Annotated in this window: 16 protein-coding genes; 6 read left to right on the top strand and 10 right to left on the bottom strand. The window is 58.1% G+C overall.

Going from position 1 to position 20,492, the window contains the following annotated elements:
- Positions 1-425 precede the first annotated feature (425 nt).
- The 3 genes from TBK1r_RS09175 to TBK1r_RS09165 are packed head-to-tail and all read left to right on the top strand — an operon-like array spanning position 426 to position 4,108.
- Positions 426-3,038, top strand: a complete 2,613-nt coding sequence (locus tag TBK1r_RS09175; protein ID WP_145209170.1) for a polysaccharide biosynthesis tyrosine autokinase — start codon at positions 426-428, stop codon at positions 3,036-3,038.
- Between the two features lie 16 nt (positions 3,039-3,054).
- Positions 3,055-3,738 carry a hypothetical protein gene (locus TBK1r_RS09170; RefSeq protein ID WP_145209167.1) on the top strand — a complete coding sequence of 228 codons (684 nt, stop codon included), beginning with the start codon at positions 3,055-3,057 and terminating at the stop codon, positions 3,736-3,738.
- A gap of 7 nt (positions 3,739-3,745) precedes the next feature.
- On the top strand, positions 3,746-4,108 hold the full coding sequence (locus TBK1r_RS09165) for a hypothetical protein (RefSeq protein WP_145209164.1): 363 nt from the start codon (positions 3,746-3,748) through the stop codon (positions 4,106-4,108).
- 3 nt (positions 4,109-4,111) lie between these two features.
- On the opposite strand, the gene TBK1r_RS09160 is transcribed toward TBK1r_RS09165, so the two are convergent.
- From TBK1r_RS09160 to TBK1r_RS09150, 3 genes are all read right to left on the bottom strand, one after another.
- Positions 4,112-5,005, bottom strand: coding sequence for a response regulator (locus TBK1r_RS09160; RefSeq protein WP_145209161.1), 894 nt, complete (start codon positions 5,003-5,005; stop codon positions 4,112-4,114).
- 207 nt (positions 5,006-5,212) lie between these two features.
- Positions 5,213-7,396, bottom strand: a complete 2,184-nt coding sequence (locus tag TBK1r_RS09155; RefSeq protein ID WP_145209158.1) for a sulfatase-like hydrolase/transferase — start codon at positions 7,394-7,396, stop codon at positions 5,213-5,215.
- A 346-nt stretch (positions 7,397-7,742) separates the two neighbouring features.
- The gene (locus tag TBK1r_RS09150) at positions 7,743-9,338 is read right to left on the bottom strand and encodes a redoxin domain-containing protein (protein WP_419581159.1); all 1,596 of its coding nucleotides are present in this window, start codon (positions 9,336-9,338) and stop codon (positions 7,743-7,745) included.
- Here TBK1r_RS09150 and TBK1r_RS38435 point away from each other — a divergent pair.
- Entirely contained in the window at positions 9,330-9,725 is a 396-nt protein-coding gene (locus TBK1r_RS38435; protein WP_419581158.1) for a hypothetical protein, read from the top strand. The genes TBK1r_RS09150 and TBK1r_RS38435 overlap by 9 nt on opposite strands.
- Here the strand turns inward: TBK1r_RS38435 and TBK1r_RS09145 are convergent.
- On the bottom strand, positions 9,686-10,588 hold the full coding sequence (locus TBK1r_RS09145; RefSeq protein ID WP_145222341.1) for a LysR family transcriptional regulator: 903 nt from the start codon (positions 10,586-10,588) through the stop codon (positions 9,686-9,688). The genes TBK1r_RS38435 and TBK1r_RS09145 overlap by 40 nt on opposite strands.
- Positions 10,589-10,754: 166 nt before the next feature.
- Here TBK1r_RS09145 and TBK1r_RS09140 point away from each other — a divergent pair, with 166 nt between their 5' ends.
- Positions 10,755-11,261 carry a DUF1569 domain-containing protein gene (locus TBK1r_RS09140; RefSeq protein WP_145209152.1) on the top strand — a complete coding sequence of 169 codons (507 nt, stop codon included), beginning with the start codon at positions 10,755-10,757 and terminating at the stop codon, positions 11,259-11,261.
- Positions 11,262-11,317: 56 nt separating this feature from the next.
- On the opposite strand, the gene TBK1r_RS09135 is transcribed toward TBK1r_RS09140, so the two are convergent.
- The 3 genes from TBK1r_RS09135 to leuB form a co-directional block, all read right to left on the bottom strand.
- The gene (locus TBK1r_RS09135) at positions 11,318-12,097 is read right to left on the bottom strand and encodes a TatD family hydrolase (RefSeq protein WP_145209149.1); all 780 of its coding nucleotides are present in this window, start codon (positions 12,095-12,097) and stop codon (positions 11,318-11,320) included.
- Positions 12,097-13,137, bottom strand: a complete 1,041-nt coding sequence (locus TBK1r_RS09130) for a phosphatidate cytidylyltransferase (protein ID WP_372899159.1) — start codon at positions 13,135-13,137, stop codon at positions 12,097-12,099. Before TBK1r_RS09130 ends, TBK1r_RS09135 begins: the two co-directional genes overlap by 1 nt.
- Before the next feature lie 73 nt (positions 13,138-13,210).
- The gene (leuB, locus tag TBK1r_RS09125; RefSeq protein WP_145209146.1) at positions 13,211-14,284 is read right to left on the bottom strand and encodes a 3-isopropylmalate dehydrogenase; all 1,074 of its coding nucleotides are present in this window, start codon (positions 14,282-14,284) and stop codon (positions 13,211-13,213) included.
- Between the two features lie 259 nt (positions 14,285-14,543).
- On the opposite strand from leuB, the gene TBK1r_RS09120 reads away from it, so the two are divergent.
- Positions 14,544-15,785, top strand: a complete 1,242-nt coding sequence (locus TBK1r_RS09120) for a glycosyltransferase family 4 protein (RefSeq protein ID WP_145209143.1) — start codon at positions 14,544-14,546, stop codon at positions 15,783-15,785.
- 412 nt (positions 15,786-16,197) lie between these two features.
- Here TBK1r_RS09120 and TBK1r_RS09115 read toward each other — a convergent pair whose 3' ends face one another.
- The 3 genes from TBK1r_RS09115 to TBK1r_RS09105 all read right to left on the bottom strand — a co-directional run bounded on the left by TBK1r_RS09115 (position 16,198) and on the right by TBK1r_RS09105 (position 20,426).
- On the bottom strand, positions 16,198-17,655 hold the full coding sequence (locus tag TBK1r_RS09115; RefSeq protein WP_145208447.1) for an IS1380 family transposase: 1,458 nt from the start codon (positions 17,653-17,655) through the stop codon (positions 16,198-16,200).
- Positions 17,656-18,257: 602 nt separating this feature from the next.
- Positions 18,258-19,715 (bottom strand): IS1380 family transposase, encoded by a 1,458-nt coding sequence (locus tag TBK1r_RS09110; protein WP_145208447.1) that lies wholly within the window; start codon positions 19,713-19,715, stop codon positions 18,258-18,260.
- Positions 19,716-20,114: 399 nt separating this feature from the next.
- The gene (locus tag TBK1r_RS09105; protein ID WP_095739011.1) at positions 20,115-20,426 is read right to left on the bottom strand and encodes a Dabb family protein; all 312 of its coding nucleotides are present in this window, start codon (positions 20,424-20,426) and stop codon (positions 20,115-20,117) included.
- Positions 20,427-20,492 lie beyond the last annotated feature (66 nt).

Below are 20,492 nucleotides of genomic sequence, written 5' to 3'. Positions count from 1 at the left end.
GTCGGTCATCAGTGGAGTAATGATTTTGTCGAATGTCGCCATCGCAAGAGGGGCTTGAAACCATGCCGTGACTAGGGAAGGATAGGGGGGGCCAAGAGCAACGAGGTTTTGCCGCTTGGCAAATGTCGCCGCGGAAAGACGGCTTTAAGTTTCTTGCCACAGGGATGTTTCTTCCGACGGTGCCGATTGGTCTGCGTACCGTTTGTGCAGGAAGCGTGGAATGAAACGATTGCACGATCGGCGGACAGATTTTCGCCTCGGCTTGGATGCACAACTTAGGGCCTGGACGAACCGGTGCCTGTAGGTTTCTGAGGGAACACCCCCGCGCAAAGATGCGTCAAAAAGGCTGAACGGTTCAAGAATGTGAACTACGCTCGGCCCTTATCAATCACGCACCTCCAATCCTTCTAACTGTGTATTCGTCGATGCTGGATCAGACTTCACCACAGCCGGTCAACTACGACTCAAGTGTTACGCTTGATCCGGCGCAGGAGCAGCACCATGGCGAAACCATTCTGACGGTGTTGTGGCGATTCAAGTGGCTGCTCGCCGCCTTTGTCGCTATCGGAACATCGATCGGTTACTGGATGTACAAGCAGAAACCGACGACGTACCGCGCGACGACCCAGTTGATGTTCAAAAGTGATACACCGATTTCATTGGACTCCAACACCGGCATCGTTCGTGGCGGGATCCCCAGCGGCAAGCTGATGCAATCGCTGATCACCTCCGACGCAATTGTCCGTCGCGTCGCAGCCAATCCCGAGCTGAAGTCGATTCCGTCGTTGGAATCCAGCACCGAGACTCAGATCGTTTCGTTGGTTCGCAGCGGCATCCGGTTTCAGACGCTGACCGACCAGAGCGATTCGCGGGATCGGATGATCGCCGCGCTTAATTTTGACGGCCGTGATCCCCAGGTCTGCGTCGCCACCGTCAACGCCGTCAGTCAAGCGATCAGTCAGCACTTCGAACGCGAACGCCAATCGACCATCAACGAAGTCGGCGAATTGGTTCGTAACGCGATGGACAAGCTGATCCGTGAACAGAAAGACCTGGAAAGTGAATACTTGACGTTTCGCGACAACGCGGATCTGGAATGGAATGTGGAAGGTCAAGCGATCAACCCCTATCGAGAGCGACAGTTTCAGCTGCAATCCTATCGAACGGAACTGGAGCAAAAGAAACGGGAACTCAACAGTGATCTCCGCCTGGCCATCAACACCCGCAAACTGCACAGCGACCCGGTGCTGGTGGCACAGATCATCGGCCATCTGGGAAGCGTCGTCAATGAATTTGAACCGTTGCGGCAAATCGTCGGTCCCGGAAACGCGGCACCGGATGACCTGACGCTCAAGAAGCTGGAAGTCGAACGGACTTTGATTCCGTTGCAGATCAAACGGGATCAATTGGAACTTGCCTACGGAGCGTCTCACCCCGAAGTGAAATCGATCGCCATGCAGATCGAAAGCTCGCAGAACAAGCTCAACGAGCTGAACCAACAAATGTCCGAGCGGATCGCCGAGTTGCGAGCCCAATCTCAGCGGACCGATTATGACAAAGAGGCTCGGGAGGCTCGTGACGAACGCGCCCGAATGGCTGTCGACGCCTACATCCGCGGGCTGGAAGCACAACTGACCGTGCTCGCTCAGGACATGAGTGACATCGACTTGCAAATCGAACAGCAAAAAGACGAAGCGGACAAGCTGAAGATCGTGGAAGAACGAGACGCCTCGTTCAACCGCAGAATCGAAACAATGCGTGGCTTGGAAACGCAGTTGGAGCAACAGCTGGCGGCATTGAACCTGGCCGATGTCAAAGGCGGGATTCTCGTCGAGCCGTTGCTGGACACCGGCCAAGCCTATGAAACCGGACCCGATCTGAAAAAAGACCTCGTGCTGTTCGGCATGTTGGGGCTGGGATTGAGCGGGCTGCTGGCGATGATCTTCGAAAGCACCGCCAAAATGTTTCGCAGTGCCGAAGAGATCCAACGCGAGTTGCGTCTTCCCGTGTTGACCCACATCCCGCTCGATGAGGGCAGGATTCAACAAGGCAAGGGGCTGGTCGATTCCGAGATCGCCAAGCTGGACCCGAAACTCTCGGTCGTTCACCGCCCCTATTCTCCCGCGGCCGAGGCAGTGCGTGGGGTGCGGACGGCGATGCTGTTCGACCGCCGGCAATACAACAGCAAGGTGTTCCAGATCACCAGTCCGCTGCCGGGCGATGGCAAGAGCACCTTGGCGGCCAACGTCGGCTGCTCGGTCGCCCAATCTGGTAAACGGACATTGTTGATCGATTTGGACCTTCGCAGCCCCCGGCTTTCCCTGCGTTTCAACCTGGAGGCCAAGACCGGGCTGACGAACGTGCTCAACGGCGAACTCGGACCGGCCGAAGCGATTCACCAGTCGCCGATCGAAAACCTGGACATCCTTCCCTGTGGTCCGCTGCCGGCAAACCCCGCAGAAGCCTTGACACTTGCCGAACTGGCCGAAGTCTTTCAGTGGGCTCGCGAAAACTATGACTTTGTGATCGTCGACACGCCGCCACTGCTGATGGTCAGTGACCCCGCCGTCGTCACGACCTACGTTGACGCCGCGATGTTGGTGATGCGGATCCGACGACGGTGCAAGCCGAACGCCAAAGAAGCGATCTCGATGTTGCGAGCTGCCGGCGCACGGGTGATGGGTGTGGTGGTCAACGAAATCGACGACGTCAGCGGCGGAGCCTCCTACAAGAGCAGCGCCAGCGGAAGCTACCAGTCGATCGGCTATGGTTACGGCGACAAGTATCGCCGACGTTACCAACAGGAAGCCAAGACGCAGGACACCTATGTGGTCAAAGGCAAACACGCTTCTGATCCGGTGTCGGTGCCCGCCGCCCCTGCCGAGTCCGGCCACCAACCGGGGACTTACGAACAAGAGATCGCTGACCCAGAATTCACCGACTCCGAATTCGCTGACCGCAAGATCACCTCCCCCGACGCCGCTCCGTTTGCTCCAAAGGTCGTCCCCGAACGGCGTCGGACCAACGTGCGGTCATAGGCCAGGACCGCGCCGCATGAATCGAATCAGGAACCGATCTGGAAGCCAGCCGTTTGGCTGGCGCTTGCCTTTGGGGACCAAGGGCATCGGCTCCATCGCCGTTGTTCTGCTGGTCGGCTTGTACGCGTTCGCCCGGCCCCATCTGAATGATCAGTTTGGTTGGCAGCTTCCCGGCTTGAATCAGCAAGCCGAACAGGACACGTTTGCTGTCCCCACCCGGCCGACACAATCCCCAGAGCAGACGCCGGACCGATCGGCTTCGGGTTCCGCCGATGCCACGGATCAAGACGGCCGAAATTCAATCGCCGATCTGCGCTACGGGTTGCTCCGTGAAGTTCGGCCCAATGAGTTCGTTTCGCCGGAAGGATTGCGGTACGTCCCCGGAAGTGCGGAAGGGCACCGTCTGGAGCACCTGCGACGCCACACCGAGGACATGCCGTCTCGACCTGGGAAACACGGCGTCTTTGATGGCGGAATGGAAGGTGCGTTGGTGACGATCGACGATGCCTACGGGCGGGCCAAGAAGAAACAGCGGTCGACAAAACAGACCGATCGGGATCGAACCATCTACACCGTCGACATGGAACGTCGCGTCGGGTACGTCGGCGGCCGCGAAGGCGAACGCCAAAACCATCCGATCGCCCGTCGGGTCAAGTTGGTGCTCGAAGACACCATCGTGATCACCGCCTACCCGTTGTGACGCAACGATGAACCAGGACCACGATCAAGACAGCGCCCGGCCGCCTCTGAATCCAGGGCCGATTCGATCGGTCGCGATTTGCCCCATCTGTGACGGCGGGTTGTGCGGCGTTCGGATCTGCACCGGAGACGATCCTACCCAGCCGCTGCCCGACCGCGGTTTTGTGATGTGTGACGAATGCGAAGCGGTTTGGATGGATCCCGATGTCCAAACGGAACACCACTACGTGGATGCCCAAAATCCGGAATGCCCTGTCTGTCACGGGGGACTGTGGACGGCGAGTCGCTGGGCCGATCGCCGGGACGTCCAGCGGTTGGGGTGGAGCGATGCCATCGATGCCGGTCTGGACGGCGATTCCGCTGCCGGCTGATCTTCAGCGTGAGATGTACTTGACCAGAGTCACTTTCCGCGACGCCGAATCGATGAAGACTTCATCCATCACACTGGTCAGCAGCAGCATGCCGCGTCCACGTTCGTCCGAAAAACTTTGTGGGGTCCCCGGCATCGGGGCGTGATGGATCGACTGGCCGGAACCTTCATGAACGACCACCAATCTCGCTTCCCCATCCGTCACTTCCAATTGCACCGTGACAATCCGATCGGTCATCGACCTCGATGATTCGTCATCGAGTTTCTCTGCCACCAACGCCCGCGCGTCGTCGATCGACATCGGCGTGGAGCGGACGGGTTGCTCGAAATTGCCGTGAATGATGGAGTGCACGATCAAATAGTCGAGCGCTTCGGCGATTCGAATTCGGTCGCTGGTGTGCAAGACGTTCATCGCGGCCAGCAACCGAACGACCAGGCTGACCAGCGGCGTGACTCGCTCGATCGAGCAATCGAGAACAAAATCGAACCGGGTCCGCGTCAACGCTCCCTTCAAGTAAAGCGATTGAGCATTCGCTTGGGCAAAGGCCGTGATTCGGTTAACGATATCAGGCAGCAGGATTCCGACGTGGTCCTTGGAAATGTAGTTGGCGGCGCCCACACCGAGTGCCTCGGCGGCCAGATCCTCGTTGCCGAACGCCGTCACCAAGACGGCAGGGACAAGCGAGCATTCCGTCCGCATCGCGCGAATCAGCTCGACACCGTTCATCTCGGGCATCTGCATGTCCGTGACGACCAGGTCCGGTGCGTGCTCCCGCAACGCGGCCAACGCCTCCAAGCCGTTGCCCGCGGTCCGCACCGTCAATCCTTGCTGCTGCAAGACCGAGGTGATCATCGCGATCTGGGTGGCACTGTCGTCCACGACTAGGACATTCGGCATGGCTGGGTTCTTGAAAAGGTGTCTGAAAAGCCATCACCGATGATAGCGAACCGCTCGCGAGCATTGTTGTCCGAGCGTGTCAAAAACTGACGCCACGCAGAATTCGGGGCCTGCAATCGACACCATCGGAAATCACGCCACTACCCGAGTCGCAGGCTTGTAGCTTGCGAGGCGTCAGCCGGACCGACAAGCACGATGCTCGGACCACTATTGTCCGTAAACCGGCGGTTTCCAATCTTTCGGCAAACGCCCTTGTGGACGCACGCCGACGGCACCGCTGGGGATGACGGCCTCGGACGGTTGGATCAGCGGTAGATCATCCGGCAGGTGCTTGATCTTGAAATCCTTGTACTGGATCGTCATCGCCGGACCGACGTGAACTTGAACGGCAAGCACGCCTTCGAGCGATCGTCCGTTTTCATCCAAGTCGATCAGGTCCGCGGTCATGTGGCCATCGATCCAATGCCGGTGGTGATTGCCTTCGACCAGGACCCGGTATTCATGCCACTGATCGGCGGGAAACTCTTTGACCGGCATCTTGCCGACGATCCAGGGCTGTCCCTGCGGGTCGATGATCACTTTCTCACCGGTGTGTGAAAGGATGCGTCGCCCTTTCTCTTCGTACAACATGCCGTTGTAGTTCGGGTTGTCGGCAACGACGTCACACTGGTAACCGGTGACCACGTCCAGCCCCAGATCGGGGCGTGAGGTGCCTCGGTACTGCAGCCCGCTGTTTCCACCGGGCGACACTTTGACTTTGACGCGCAAGTCAAAGTTGCGGATCGTCGAACCCGTCCAGGTGATGAAGCGATTCATCTTCAGCGAGCCGTCGGTCACGCCGGTCAACGCCCCGTCACGCATCGACCAGTATTTCGAATCGCCTGCCCAACCGTTCAAGTTTCGGCCATTGAGCAAATTGACAAAACCGTCTTTCCCTGGTCGGAACGAAACGGCAGCGGATGCCTCGGGATGCGGCACCGTTGACGGGGTGAAGGGGGCGTTCAACGGGTCGATCGGACCGCCAAGTTCTTTCACTCGTTGGTCCGTCCGCTCACGCATCGCAGCGAGCGTTTCGGCGTGGGCGGGATCATCGGCCAAATTCACCAACTCGTCAGGGTCCTGCTTCAAATCATGCAGGAACTCGCGGTTGCCGTGATCAAAGTAGCGGACGTATTTAAAACGTTCGTTGCGGATGCCTTCAAACGCCGGGATGCGTGTGCGGACGGCAAAATGTTCGTGAAACGATTCGGTTCGCCAATCGGACGGTTTGTCACCGGAAACAATCGGTTTCAAGCTGTGTCCCTGGTATCGCTCGGGAACCTCTCCGCCGGACCAATCGACAAACGTGGCGGGCAAGTCCAGGTTCAAAGCGATCGCGTCGGTCACCTTGCCTTTCTGAGCTTGATCGACGCGCGGGTCGGTGATGATCAGCGGCACACGTAGCGACTCTTCGTAGTGCGACCATTTTCCGGCCAATCCGCGGTTACCCATGTGATAGCCGTTGTCCGCCGAATAAACGATGATCGTGTTTTCCGCCAAGCCGGCTTTTTCCAGTTCGGACAGGAACCGGCCGATCGCGTTGTCGATCCCACTGACCATTCGATAGTACGCGCGAATGTTGGTTTGGTACTTTTGATCGGTGTTCCAACGCCAGAAAAAACGTTCGCGATTGATGGTCGTTTTGAGGAAGTCGGGCAGGGCTTCAAAGATTTCGGGAGCATTCAAACGCGGCGGGGCGATGTCGATGTCGTCATACATCCCATCGACGGCGCGTGGCCACGGAAAGTGACCGATCCCGGGGCGGCGATCACCGTCTTCGGCGTGACAGGCGTTGAACCACATGTTCAGAGCAAACGGTTTGTCCTTCGGCTGCGATTTGATGAACTCGACGCCTCGGTCGACGATCACTTCGGTTTCGTGCCGCAAGCTTCCGTCGGGTTGTTTCTTGTAGAACGGGTTGCGGCCGATCGCTTCGAACTCGTCGAAGTGGTCTTCCCGCTTGTAGCCGCTGGGCATTTTCGCATGCCATTTGCCGAAGTATCCGGTTCGATAACCACGCTCCCGCAAGATGTCCGAGTACAGCGTGTTGACTGCTTCGGCCCGTGCCTGTTCGGGATTGCTCGGTGAGCCATAGCTGCGGCCGGTCAGCCCGCTCAGAATGGTGGTCCGGCTGACCCAACAGATCGAATGGCTGACGAACATGTTTTCGAACCGCGTTCCACGAGCCGCCAGGGCGTCGATGTTCGGCGTCTGGATGACATCGTTGCCATAGCACCCCAGCGTGCTGGTCGTCTGGTCATCGGTGAAGAAAAAGACGATGTTGGGCCGGTCGTCGGCAAGGACGGCATGAGAGGTCAACAGCAGCAGAACGAGCGAAACAAACGTTTTCATGGCAACCCACCGAGAGAAACGGACAGAACAGCTGAGATTCTAACCAGTCTGTCGGCGAGAGTCGCCGGTGGCGTCAAAATTGCCGACGGACCACTGCAGCTCCGTTTCACCTTGCGTTTCGCGTAGGCGGTAGTGGACGAGGCGACGAGTCCTCCGCCAATACGCCCAGTACTGGGGACTCGTCGCCTCGTCCACTACTGGGGACTCGTCGCCTCGTCCACTACTGGGGACTCGTCGCCTCGTCCACTACTGGGGACTCGTCGCCTCGTCCACTACTGGGGACTCGTCGCCTCGTCCACTACTGGAAATTGAGCTGAGGCGGAATCGTACGACCCTGCTCAATAGCTTAAAATTCGTCGTTGATCGGGACGGTGTCCATGAACCCGATCATCATTTCTTCAAAACTCTGATCCCCCCAGCGGACCGGTTGGGTCGGATCGGGATTGGTCAGGTTGGATTCGCTGTTGTCGAACACGGCCGTGCATTCGATCCGAGTATCGCGTGGAATGCGCAGCGGCTCGGCGAGCACATACTTCAGCTGCCAATTGAAGTCGTAGTTCGGCACATCGAGCAACACTTTTGTGGTGTTGTCGGGGAAATGGGCAACGTAACGAAACGATTTGCCGCGCAAGTGCATGTGGGGAGACATGCTGATCAGGTTTTCTTCGGTGCGGGCGTGGTAGGTCGCCGAGACGACGTGATCGGCTTCACCGGCCGGAATCTCAAACTTGGTGTTGATCGCTAGCCGGCCCCGCAACAGCTTTCGAACATTTGGCTTGGCGGTGAATTTGACGCCCAGGTAACTGAGATCTTCCTGCTCGGTTCCGTTGGGCGTGTAGTGCATTTCGAACAGCAACTTGCTGCCGGCTTTGACGTGGAGTGCGACGCCGTCTTTGAGCTGCATCGGCGGACTGCCCGGCGCGTATCCGGCGACGACTTGACGAACATCCTGGCGTCGTTCGCCTTCGGGAATCACGTACACCAAAATGTGATGCACGACGCTTCGTTTGTCCGGGCGTGCTTCCGCTGCGACGATGTACTTGTCCTCGTCCCAGCCGGGATCGACGACAAATCGCTGGTAGTCGACGATTCCCTCGGCGGGAACCCGAAACGCTTGGTCCCGCATCGTGATGACTTCGTCCGGCCGGCCGATCTGCCATCCGGCGACAAATACGGGCGGGGTGGGCAGATCACGGGCATCGCCTTCGGGCATCCCGTTGTCGACCCAGGTTTCAATCAATTCGCGTTCCCGCTCGCTCAATCGGGGATCGTTGGCAAAGGTTCCATGTGCCGGATTGGCCGACCATGGCGGCATGCGATTGTCGGCGATGACTTCCAGGATCGTATCTTCCCAGCCCAGCACATCGTCGTAGCTGTTTAATGTGAAGGGAGCGATCTCGCCGTCTCGATGGCAACTGACGCAATGGGCATTGAAAATCGGCGCGATGTGCTTGGCATAGGTCACCTCGCCCGTCGCCTCGATCGGTTTCACACGCCCGATGTGGCAACCGACCGGCTCGGTCGACGGCTCGCTGATCGGCTGACCGGCCAACAACTGATCGATCGCCCGAGTCAACTCCGGCTCGGCTTCACGCTCACGCGAGTATCCGACGCCATATTGATCGTCGATGCGACCGTGGTAGCGAACGGTGCGTTCACGATCAATCAAAAACACCTCCGGTGTCCTCGTGGCGCCCAACGCATCGGCGACGACGTTGCCCGGGTCTTTCAACATCGGGAAACCGATCGCGTGGCGATGCACGTAAGCTGCCAGTTCGGTCATGCTGTCTTGCGTGTTGGAATTGATCCCAATCACTTGGACTCCGCGATCGGCGTAACGCCTTTGAATGTCCGTCAGCCGAGGGCCATACAATTTGGCGAGCGGACACTCCGTCCCGAGAAAGACGATCGCGATCGCTTGGCGGTCATCAAAATGGCTCAACGAAACAGACTTGCCGTAGCAATTGTCCAGCGTGAAGTCCGCGACGTTCATGCCGATGGGGCCGCTTGCGTTCGACGCGGCATCCGCAGCCCGAGCGGGATTCGTCCCGAACATCACCACGGCGGCAAGGAAGACAGCAAGAACATCGGGACGTTGCAGCAACATTCGATCCGGTCTCAAGTTTCAGTTGGCGATCAAGAAGTGAACGATGGGGCGGCCGGCCAAAACGACCGGCAAATCTCGCGACGATGCGGCACGAACACATCGGTCGATCACATCATCGGTGATATTGTCCGCAAAAGCACGACCAACGGATCGGGATTCGCGTATCGATTCGTATCGATCCGTTACGGCGTTCCCGTCACCTGTTCAATCGTTCCTGCGTAGGCCCGTACCGTGTTGCGGAAGGCTTCCATCAGACGGCTTTGAAAGCGATAGGGATTCCACACGGCGACGATCGTGCGTGTCGGCCTGGCGCCGTTGAGGGAGCGGTAGACGCGACGTTCGGATTGATCCAATCGCCGGGCCATCATCGGGATCATCGAGATGCCGTGATCCAACGAGACGAGTTCTTGGACCGTCGCCATCTGGCTGGTGCGTTCTACCGAGACCGGGTGAAAGGATTGTTTGCGGCAGAACGAGACAATGTTGTCGGAGAGACAATGAGCTTCCCCGAGCAAGACGAAGGGGATCTGATCGATGTCCGATAGCTCGATCGATTGTTTTGAAACGAGTGGGTGATTTGGCGGCAACACCAACAGCAACTCCTCCTCAAACAGTTCCTCGATCTCCAGGTACTTGGCTTGAATCGGCAACGCAAGAATCGCCACATCGATGACGCCGTCGGCGCATGCTTTCAACAATTCATCGGTGGTTGCTTCTTGGACGACCAGCGTGGCTTGGGGATAGTCTTCGGCAAAACGGCGCAGCAGTCCGGGCAGGAAAAACGGCGCGATCGTCGGGATGGCCCCCACTCGAATGCGGCCGACTTGCCCATCGTCGACGATCTCCGCGAGCGTGTCCTCCAAGATGGACAGCACTTCTTTGGCGCGACCCTGCAACAACTTGCCGGCATCGGTCAGCGAGACACATTTGGATTGCCGCTGAAGCACCGGCTGCCCGATCTCCTCTTCCAGCCGTCCGATCGATCGACTCAGCGCTGGCTGGGAGATACCCAAATGTTCCGCCGCACGGGTGAAATTGCCGTCCGCGGCGACTTGCAAAAAGTATCGAAGTTGGTCCAATTCCATCGCGCTGAGATCCTGAGGCATCGTTTCACGAACGTCTTCATTGCAGCAGAATTTTAACACAAGACGCGAGTGTCTCATGTTGTTTGCCCCCTCTCACGTTCTCAGCCTGTGCCGTTGATGAGAAACCGGCGTTGCCGCCGTCCACCGCTGATGCCCAGATGCCCTGATGACACGCTCCGCTTCCCGTCCAGCGTTTTCACCGAACCAACAAGGTACTGCAGCGCTGCGTCAACTTCGTTTCCGCACGCTTGATGAGGCAGTGGACGACGCACAGCGTTTACTCGCAAGCGGATACCAGCGTCACGGCAACTGGACGCTGGGGCAGATTTGCCAGCACCTGCGCGTGGTGCAAGACCCGAGTCTGGACGGCTATCCGTTTTGGATGTCATTGTTTGCGCCACTTCGTCCCCTGGTCAGGCGACTTTTGTTGCCGAAGATCCTTGCCGATGACTCTCCTGTCGGGATCAAAACGTCCAGGATCTTTGTCCCGGCGGCTGAGGTTGACGATGCCGAAGAAGTCTCGCTCTTTTGCGAGAGCGTTGGCCGATTGAAAGCCCACAAGGGTGCATTCTATCCCCATCCGGGCTTTGGTCGGCTTGATGCAAAGATGCTCGAGCGTGTTCATAGCGCCCACGCGGCCCATCATCTTCGATTCCTGTCGCCGACGACTTGATCGACGCAGCGAAGGATTGACAAGCTGGAAGCCGATCCCACTTGTTCGCTGTCTCGCTACGGCAGTTGAAACAAACGTCTTGCGTTTTCGGTCGTTGTTTCAGCCAGCGATTCGGCCGAAACGCCACGAAGCTTGGCCAAGCAGCGGAGCGTGTGTTCGACCCGCGCCGGTTCGTTCGGCCGTTTGCCTCGCAGGGGTTCGGGGCTCAGGTACGGCGAATCGGTTTCGACCAGCAATCGGTCTGCGGGAACTTGTCGGGCGACGTCTCTCAGGTCGTCGCTCTTTTTGAAGGTCACCATCCCGGCAAAGCTGATGTGCAGCCCGAGATCCAAGCACGTTTTGGCACACTCCCAATCGCCGGTGAACGAATGCATGATCCCCGGCGGCACCGAGCTTTGCCGTTTCAATTGTTCGACGATCAAATCACCGCTGTCGCGCATGTGGATGACCATCGGCAGCGAAGTGTCGCGACAGAGTTGCATGTGTCGATCAAAATACACGTGCTGTAATTCGATCGGCGTGTCGTCCCAGTAGCAGTCCAGTCCGGTTTCACCGATCGCGCGGACACCGGGGTATCCGGCCAACTCTTCAATGATCGCGAAATCGCCGACATCTGCTTCGGCGGCGGAGTTTGGTTGGATTCCGACAGCGGCGTACAGGAATCCCGGGTATTCGGCTGCCAGGTCACAGGCGCGGCGACTGGTTGCGACATCGATCCCGATCACCATGATCGCTTCCACACCGGCGTCGCGCGCGCGGCTGACGGTCTCGTCCAAACCTTCGGCAAAGGCATCGACGTTCAGGTGCGCGTGGGTGTCGAACAGTCGCAGCGTCATTAGGCTGAAAAGAAGTAGCGAGTCAGGTGATAAAAGACCGGTGCGGCGAAACAGATATTGTCGATTTGATCGAGCACGCCGGCGTGACCTTGGACCAGCGTTCCCGTATCGGTGACGCCACGGTCGCGTTTGATGGCGCTCATCGTCATCGCGCCGCCGCAGGCCATGGTGGTGACGACGGCCGCCAGGACACCGGCTTCCCAGGGGTAAAACGGAGTCGCCCAGGAGAGCGCCGCGGCGATCAGCCCGGTGGTCACCATCGATCCCAGCACGCCTTCCCAGGTTCGTGAACCGTTGATCTTTTCCGCAATGACATGCCGCCCGGCCAGCTTGGTCCAGCCGCGTTCGAGCACGGCAGCCAACTGCGCGATCACGACCAGAAAGATCAACACGCTGACGTTGCTGCCGTGCCACGGCTCGCCGCCGGTTCGAACCAGATCCAGATCCAGCAGCGCCGGAGCGTAGCTGAGCGCGTACACGCAAATCAGCAATCCGGCTTGGATTTTCGCACTCCGTTCGAGAAACCGCTTGTAGTCACCGGCGATCGCGGCACGGGCCGGAATGAACAGGCTGGCGTACACCGGGATCATGATGCTGTACAAGCCGTAGTAGTCGTTCTGGGGAACGAAGCTGGGGGGATGGCTTCCCAGGGCGATCAAGATGTACTGCAGCGGCGTGAACACAAAGAACACCCAGAACAACGTGCGGTGGTCTCCGCGCCGCGTCGGCGTCATCGTGATGAATTCTCGCAGCGCCCAAAACGACACGAACCCGAACAGGATGACGACACCGATTCGCTGCAGTAAGAAGCCGAACACGAAGATCGCCGTCATCAGCCACCAGACACGGAGCTTTTGGTTGTACCGTCGGACGATGGCCGATTCGACGCCCATCGTTTCGCGACGTGACAACAGAAAACCGACCAACGAGGCGATGCCCAGCGCGGACAGGATCACCGCAACGAGAATCATTGCCCGCGTGGACAACCAGACGGTGCTCGCAAGCATCCCGATTTCTGGTTGAATTAGTGTGTCGTTCATCAGGGTTCCCGGTGCATGGCAATGGGTAGCCGGCGTTGCCAGAACGTCCGGCTACAGAGTCATTGCAAACCCATCACTGCTTGAGTTGATTGACGACCGCGTCACCCATCGCTTCGGTGGAGACCGACGGGCCGCCCCGAGCGATGTCGGCGGTTCGCAGGCCGGCGGCCAACACGTCGCCGACAGCCGTCTCGATCGCAACCGCTTCGGCATCCGCGTTCAACGAATGACGCAGCAACATTGCCGCAGCCAAAATGGTCGCCAGCGGATTGGCGATCCCCTTGCCCGCAATGTCAGGCGCCGAACCATGGATCGGTTCATACAATCCGGGACCGTCACTGCCCAGCGAGGCACTCGGCAGCATGCCCAACGAACCGGGCAACATCGACGCTTCGTCGGTCAAGATGTCACCGAACATGTTGCCGGTGACGACGACGTCGAAATCCGACGGGCGATTGATCAGGTGCATCGCCATCGCATCGACCAGCACGACGTCGTATTCGACTTCGGGGAACTCTTCGGCCATCACGCGTGCAGCGGTTTGACGCCACAGCCGGCTCGGCTCCAACACGTTCGCCTTGTCGACGCTGGTCAATCGGTTGTCGCGTCCCTTGGCGGCTTGAGCGGCCAGCCGAACGATGCGCTCGACTTCACCGACGCTGTAGACCATCGCCTGGCTGGCGGTTTCATCTTTACCGGATCCGCTGCGACTGGATTCGCCGAAATAAATTCCGCCGGTCAGCTCACGAAAGAACAGGATGTCGGTGCCCTCGATGATTTCGCGACGCAGCGGCGAGGCGTCGATCAATTGATCGAACAACTTGATCGGTCTCAGGTTGGCGAACAGTCCGAGTTCCTTGCGGATCTTCAACAGTCCGGCTTCCGGACGCGTCTTGGCCGACGGGTCATCCCACTTGGGACCGCCGACGGCGCCTAACAGGATCGCATTGGCATTTCGACAGGCCTGAACGGTCGCCTCTGGTAGCGGGTCACCGGTTTCGTCGATCGCGATCCCGCCGATCAAATGCGATTGGAAAGTGAATTCGTGACCGAAAATCTCACCAATCGTTTCGAGAACACGTTTGGCTTGCTGCGTGATTTCGGGACCGATGCCGTCGCCGGGCAAAAGAACGATGGAGGCTTTCAAGGTTTCTGGGCTGGTCTGGGGAGGAAGGGCTGTTCAGGGAAACGCGTACTGTAGCCGAATCCGGCCGTTTTCCCCAGAGGCGAGGCGGACGATTCGGCATCCCGACTAACCGGTTCAATCCGCAAATCCTATCCCTCGACCTGCCACCTGGGTGTCTGTTCGCACGCGGCCGGCCGAATTGATCGCGGCAGGGTGGAATCGCGACGCAGCTTGTTGAAGACAGGTCATTGGAGCCCGTTCTTTTACCCCCAACGCCATCATGCAAGCTGGAAATCTCGGCCGATCAAGCTCGACCGGACCACTCCCCACGACTCCGATCGTCATCCATCCGCAGGCCTCTGGTCCGGCGGAGCAGGATTCGAGTCTGGTGGGGGGCCGCGCGGCGACATCATCCGTTCGCGTGTTGCACATCGTCAACGGAGAACATTTCGCGGGGGCCGAACGGGTTCAGTCCCACCTGGGCCGCTGCTTGCCCGGATTCGCCGTCGATGCCGATTTCGCGTGCGTGAAACCGGGGAAGTTTGCCAAAACGCTGGTCGAACACGGCGGAGCGTGGGGCCGCTGTTTCCGTGCGGACATGAAAAACCGGCTGGACGTCCGAGCCGCTTGGCGGGTCCGCCGACTGGTCCGAGAGAACGGGTACGATTTGCTGCACGCACACACGCCGCGAACGGCGATGATCGCGTCGCTGGCGTCCCGTCTGACCGGGCTGCCGTGGGTCTATCACGTTCACAGTCCCACGGCTCGTGATTCGTCCAAGCCGTTGACGAATCATGCCAATGCCGCAGTCGAAAAACTGTCGCTGCGGGGATGCAGCCACCTGATCACCGTTTCGGAAAGTTTGCGATTGGATTGCATTCGCCGCGGTTGTCACGAAGAAGATGTCACCGTGGTGCACAACGGCGTGCCGGCGATCTGCCCACCGCGATCGGCTACCCCGGTCGTCGGCGGACGCTGGGTGCTCGGCATGGTCGCGTTGATGCGACCGCGAAAGGGACTGGAGATTGCCTTGGAAGCGATCGCAAAACTGCGTGACCAACACGACGTTCGATTACGGATCATCGGACCCTTCGAAACCGACGCCTACAAGGAATCGATCGAAGACCTGATCGCAAAACTGCAGATCACGGGACTGGTCGAGCGCGTCGGTTTTACACGCAACGTACCGGGCGAACTGGCCAAGTTGGACGCGATGGTGTTGCCGAGTCTGTACGGAGAAGGGTTGCCGATGGTGGTGCTCGAATCCATGGCCGCTGGTCTTCCCGTCATCGCCACGCGGGTCGAAGGAACGCCCGAAGCGTTGACCGACGGTGCCCAAGGCTTGCTCGCCGAGCCGGGCGACGCGGAAAGTCTGGCTGAGAAAATCGAGGAGCTGATCTCGGGCGTCCACGACTGGCAACAGATGTCCGCCGCCGCGATCGAGCGTCACGCCGAAGATTTCTCAGACGTTGCGATGGCCAGTCGCACGGCGGATGTTTATCGAAAGGTGCTGGGACTCTAGTGCTTCGTCAACTTTGACGAGCGGAAAAGGGGTCAGGTACTTGACCAATTAGTGATTCAGCAACCGTTGGTGTCCAGCCTTTAGGCGCTCCCACTCGCTGCTCCGCAGCGACACCGGGCGGCTAAAGCCAGCACACCAGCGCACGTTGGTGTCTAGCCTTGAGGCGATTCCCACTCGCTGCTCCGCAGCGACACCGGGCGGCTAAAGCCTGCACACCAGCGCACGTTGGTGTCTAGCCTTTAGCCCGGATATTGCATCCGCTGACTGGTTGACTCTGATTTTAGACTGAGTTACGGCGAGGCTGTCCACGATAGCCGGTTTTTGCTGCAATCGATTCGCTGCGGGCAGAGGGCCCCCTACCCCCAGACGACCGGAAGTCGCTGCGCGGTGCCACACGATGCGATGGGAGTGGCTAATCGCTACGGCACAGACGTGCCAGCACCTGATTGAACAGCGGTTCCCAGGGGCAATGGCTGCAAAGATGAAATACCACCCGACGACAAGTCACTCGAACTCGGGCTGCTATTTTCAACAGTCGCAATCGAATCGTGTCCACACGTAGACGACTCTGTTTCGTTCCACTCAGGCCCAGGCGACGCAACCCATCGAGTAGAACGTAAGCAAATGATGAAAGCATCACGCGGAACTGATTGGCAATAAAACGGGTGCAACTGGTGCGATCAGCGAACAGACAAAGCTGTTGCTCTTTGATCCGATTCTCCATCTCGCCACGCATGCAGTAGTGCTCTCGATAAAACTTCTCCGGGTCATAAGCGACAGAGCACCATGTCCCTGGAGTCTTAACTTGTAGCGGCTGCCTTTTGCCATCGACCATCGGTCGATGGTAGGTCGTGTCGACAATGTCGTCACTTGAGAAACAGTTTGTTACGACGAAGCGAGGATTGGGGCCTTTGGCGGTATACTCTGCTTTGCCGACCACCCAGCGATGGCGGTCCCACGTCCTGCCGGTGCGATAGCGAAACCACTTGTAAAAGGCTTGTTTGCCACCACGGTGGAATCTCTCGACTCTTGCGCGAGTCATTTCGCAGGCAATTTGCTTGACCAAAACCTTATTCTTGGGCAAACCAAAGACGTAGTGGACATCGTTTTTGTCGCACCAGCGCATGAGGCGTTCGATCGCAAAACCTCCGTCACCACGAAGGGTGATTTTGACCCGAGGCCATCGTTGGCGGATCCTTGCAACAAGCAATTTTGTGATTCCGCGTGCGTGATGGCCATCACCGAGGTTGGCTGGACGAAGATACGAGACGAGAAGTTGGTCGCCGCAAAACACGTACAGAGGTTGGAAGCAATAGCTGTCGTAGTAGGCATTGAAAGCCTTTTTATCTTGATCGCCGTGTACCTTGTCGTCCGTTGCGTCTAGATCGAGTGTGATTTCATCAGGCGGGGTGTCGAAGCTGTCAAGAAAAATGTCGACGAGGATCTTGCTGAGTTCGAAGAGTTCTTTTTTGGTGATTCGGTTTTCAAATCGGGAATGAGTCGAGGGGCTCGCCAGAGTGGGATCCCAATCGTCATCCGACCTGTCATTGATTCGAGGGGGCCGTCCGGCGGCGACTTGAAAGGCGGCATCATCGCGAAGCTGCTGTTGATCGTTTGCGTCTTCGTATCCGGCCGCGATCGCAAAGATTCGACTGATAAGGATTTCCGCTTGAGAATGAACGGTGTGAATCGGATCACGCGGGTCGTGAATCGCTTGGTCGATCCGCTTGATCAAATTGAGCTTTTTGTCGACTTCGCGAAGCAGGACGAGGCCCCCATCGGAAGTGAGCGATCCGCCGTCGAAATCTACCTCAACGGCCTGCCTTCTGAGGCGTTTCAATGCGGGACGATTTCGTTTACGCTTTGTCATTGCCGAAAGCCTTGGTTTTGTGGTCTATGAAGTGTCGTAACTCCAATAGATACACGAACTAAGGCTTTCGCGCTATAGGGGCAGTCGAATAAGCGGATGCAATATCCGGGTTAGGCGATTCCCGTTCGCTGCTCCGCAGCGACCCCGGGCGGCTAAAGCCTGCACACCAGCGCACGTTGGTGTCTAGCCTTTAGGCGCTCCCGTTCGCTGCTCCGCAGCGACCCCGGGCGGCTAAAGCCTGCACACCAGCGCACGTTGGTGACTAGCCTTTAGGCGATTCCCGCTCGCTGCGGAGCAGCGACACCGGGCGGCTAAAGCCTGCACACCAGCGCACGTTGGTGTCTAGCCTTTAGGCGATTCCCGTTCGCTGCTCCGCAGCGACCCCGGGCGGCTAAAACCTGCACACCAGCGCACGTTGGTGTCTAGCCTTTAGCCCGGATATTGCATCCGCTGACTGGTTGACTCTGATTTTAGACTGAGTTACGGCGAGGCTGTCCACGATAGCCGGTTTTTGCTGCAATCGATTCGCTGCGGGCAGAGGGCCCCCTACCCCCAGACGACCGGAAGTCGCTGCGCGGTGCCACACGATGCGATGGGAGTGGCTAATCGCTACGGCACAGACGTGCCAGCACCTGATTGAACAGCGGTTCCCAGGGGCAATGGCTGCAAAGATGAAATACCACCCGACGACAAGTCACTCGAACTCGGGCTGCTATTTTCAACAGTCGCAATCGAATCGTGTCCACACGTAGACGACTCTGTTTCGTTCCACTCAGGCCCAGGCGACGCAACCCATCGAGTAGAACGTAAGCAAATGATGAAAGCATCACGCGGAACTGATTGGCAATAAAACGGGTGCAACTGGTGCGATCAGCGAACAGACAAAGCTGTTGCTCTTTGATCCGATTCTCCATCTCGCCACGCATGCAGTAGTGCTCTCGATAAAACTTCTCCGGGTCATAAGCGACAGAGCACCATGTCCCTGGAGTCTTAACTTGTAGCGGCTGCCTTTTGCCATCGACCATCGGTCGATGGTAGGTCGTGTCGACAATGTCGTCACTTGAGAAACAGTTTGTTACGACGAAGCGAGGATTGGGGCCTTTGGCGGTATACTCTGCTTTGCCGACCACCCAGCGATGGCGGTCCCACGTCCTGCCGGTGCGATAGCGAAACCACTTGTAAAAGGCTTGTTTGCCACCACGGTGGAATCTCTCGACTCTTGCGCGAGTCATTTCGCAGGCAATTTGCTTGACCAAAACCTTATTCTTGGGCAAACCAAAGACGTAGTGGACATCGTTTTTGTCGCACCAGCGCATGAGGCGTTCGATCGCAAAACCTCCGTCACCACGAAGGGTGATTTTGACCCGAGGCCATCGTTGGCGGATCCTTGCAACAAGCAATTTTGTGATTCCGCGTGCGTGATGGCCATCACCGAGGTTGGCTGGACGAAGATACGAGACGAGAAGTTGGTCGCCGCAAAACACGTACAGAGGTTGGAAGCAATAGCTGTCGTAGTAGGCATTGAAAGCCTTTTTATCTTGATCGCCGTGTACCTTGTCGTCCGTTGCGTCTAGATCGAGTGTGATTTCATCAGGCGGGGTGTCGAAGCTGTCAAGAAAAATGTCGACGAGGATCTTGCTGAGTTCGAAGAGTTCTTTTTTGGTGATTCGGTTTTCAAATCGGGAATGAGTCGAGGGGCTCGCCAGAGTGGGATCCCAATCGTCATCCGACCTGTCATTGATTCGAGGGGGCCGTCCGGCGGCGACTTGAAAGGCGGCATCATCGCGAAGCTGCTGTTGATCGTTTGCGTCTTCGTATCCGGCCGCGATCGCAAAGATTCGACTGATAAGGATTTCCGCTTGAGAATGAACGGTGTGAATCGGATCACGCGGGTCGTGAATCGCTTGGTCGATCCGCTTGATCAAATTGAGCTTTTTGTCGACTTCGCGAAGCAGGACGAGGCCCCCATCGGAAGTGAGCGATCCGCCGTCGAAATCTACCTCAACGGCCTGCCTTCTGAGGCGTTTCAATGCGGGACGATTTCGTTTACGCTTTGTCATTGCCGAAAGCCTTGGTTTTGTGGTCTATGAAGTGTCGTAACTCCAATAGATACACGAACTAAGGCTTTCGCGCTATAGGGGCAGTCGAATAAGCGGATGCAATATCCGGGTTAGGCGATTCCCGTACGCTGCGGAGCAGCGACACCGGGCGGCTAAAGCCTGCACACCAGCGCACGTTGGTGTCTAGCCTTTAGGCGATTCCCGTTCGCTGCTCCGCAGCGACCCCGGGCGGCTAAAACCTGCACACCAGCGCACGTTGGTGTCTAGCCTTTAGGCGCTCCCGTTCGCTGCTCCGCAGCGACCCCGGGCGGCTAAAGCCTGCACACCAACACTCATGCCCGTGCCATTGGTATCTGACCCCTTTTCCGCGGCACCCTATGTTTCAAGGTAGCTGGGGCTCTAGTCTTCCAGCAGGCTGTCACAGACCTGAACCGTCGCCCAGTTCTCTTTCTGACGCTCGATGAATTCGAGGTGTCGGGGGGCCGTTTGGTACACGTCGTGGGTCGCGCGATCGCGAAAGATCACGTGCAGCGAGACGTCAAACTTCACGTTGACCGGCCGGTCTAGCTCGGTGTCTCGGCGGCCGACCGAAAAACCGATCACTCCGTCGTGATCGTCCAGATATTTTTGGCAGTCCGCGACCAGGCTGTCGACCGCTGCCGGGCTGTTGTCTTTCAGCGTAAAAAAAACGTGGTGGGCGAGCCGAGCCATGGGACAATCCTTGCAACAAGCGGGGAAGACGGGGAATTCACGTGCGCCAAGTATCGTAATCAAACC

The sequence above is a fragment of the Stieleria magnilauensis genome, assembly GCA_007753675.1.
Classification (GTDB): domain Bacteria; phylum Planctomycetota; class Planctomycetia; order Pirellulales; family Pirellulaceae; genus Stieleria; species Stieleria magnilauensis.
This window is presented reverse-complemented; position numbering and strand designations above follow the sequence as displayed.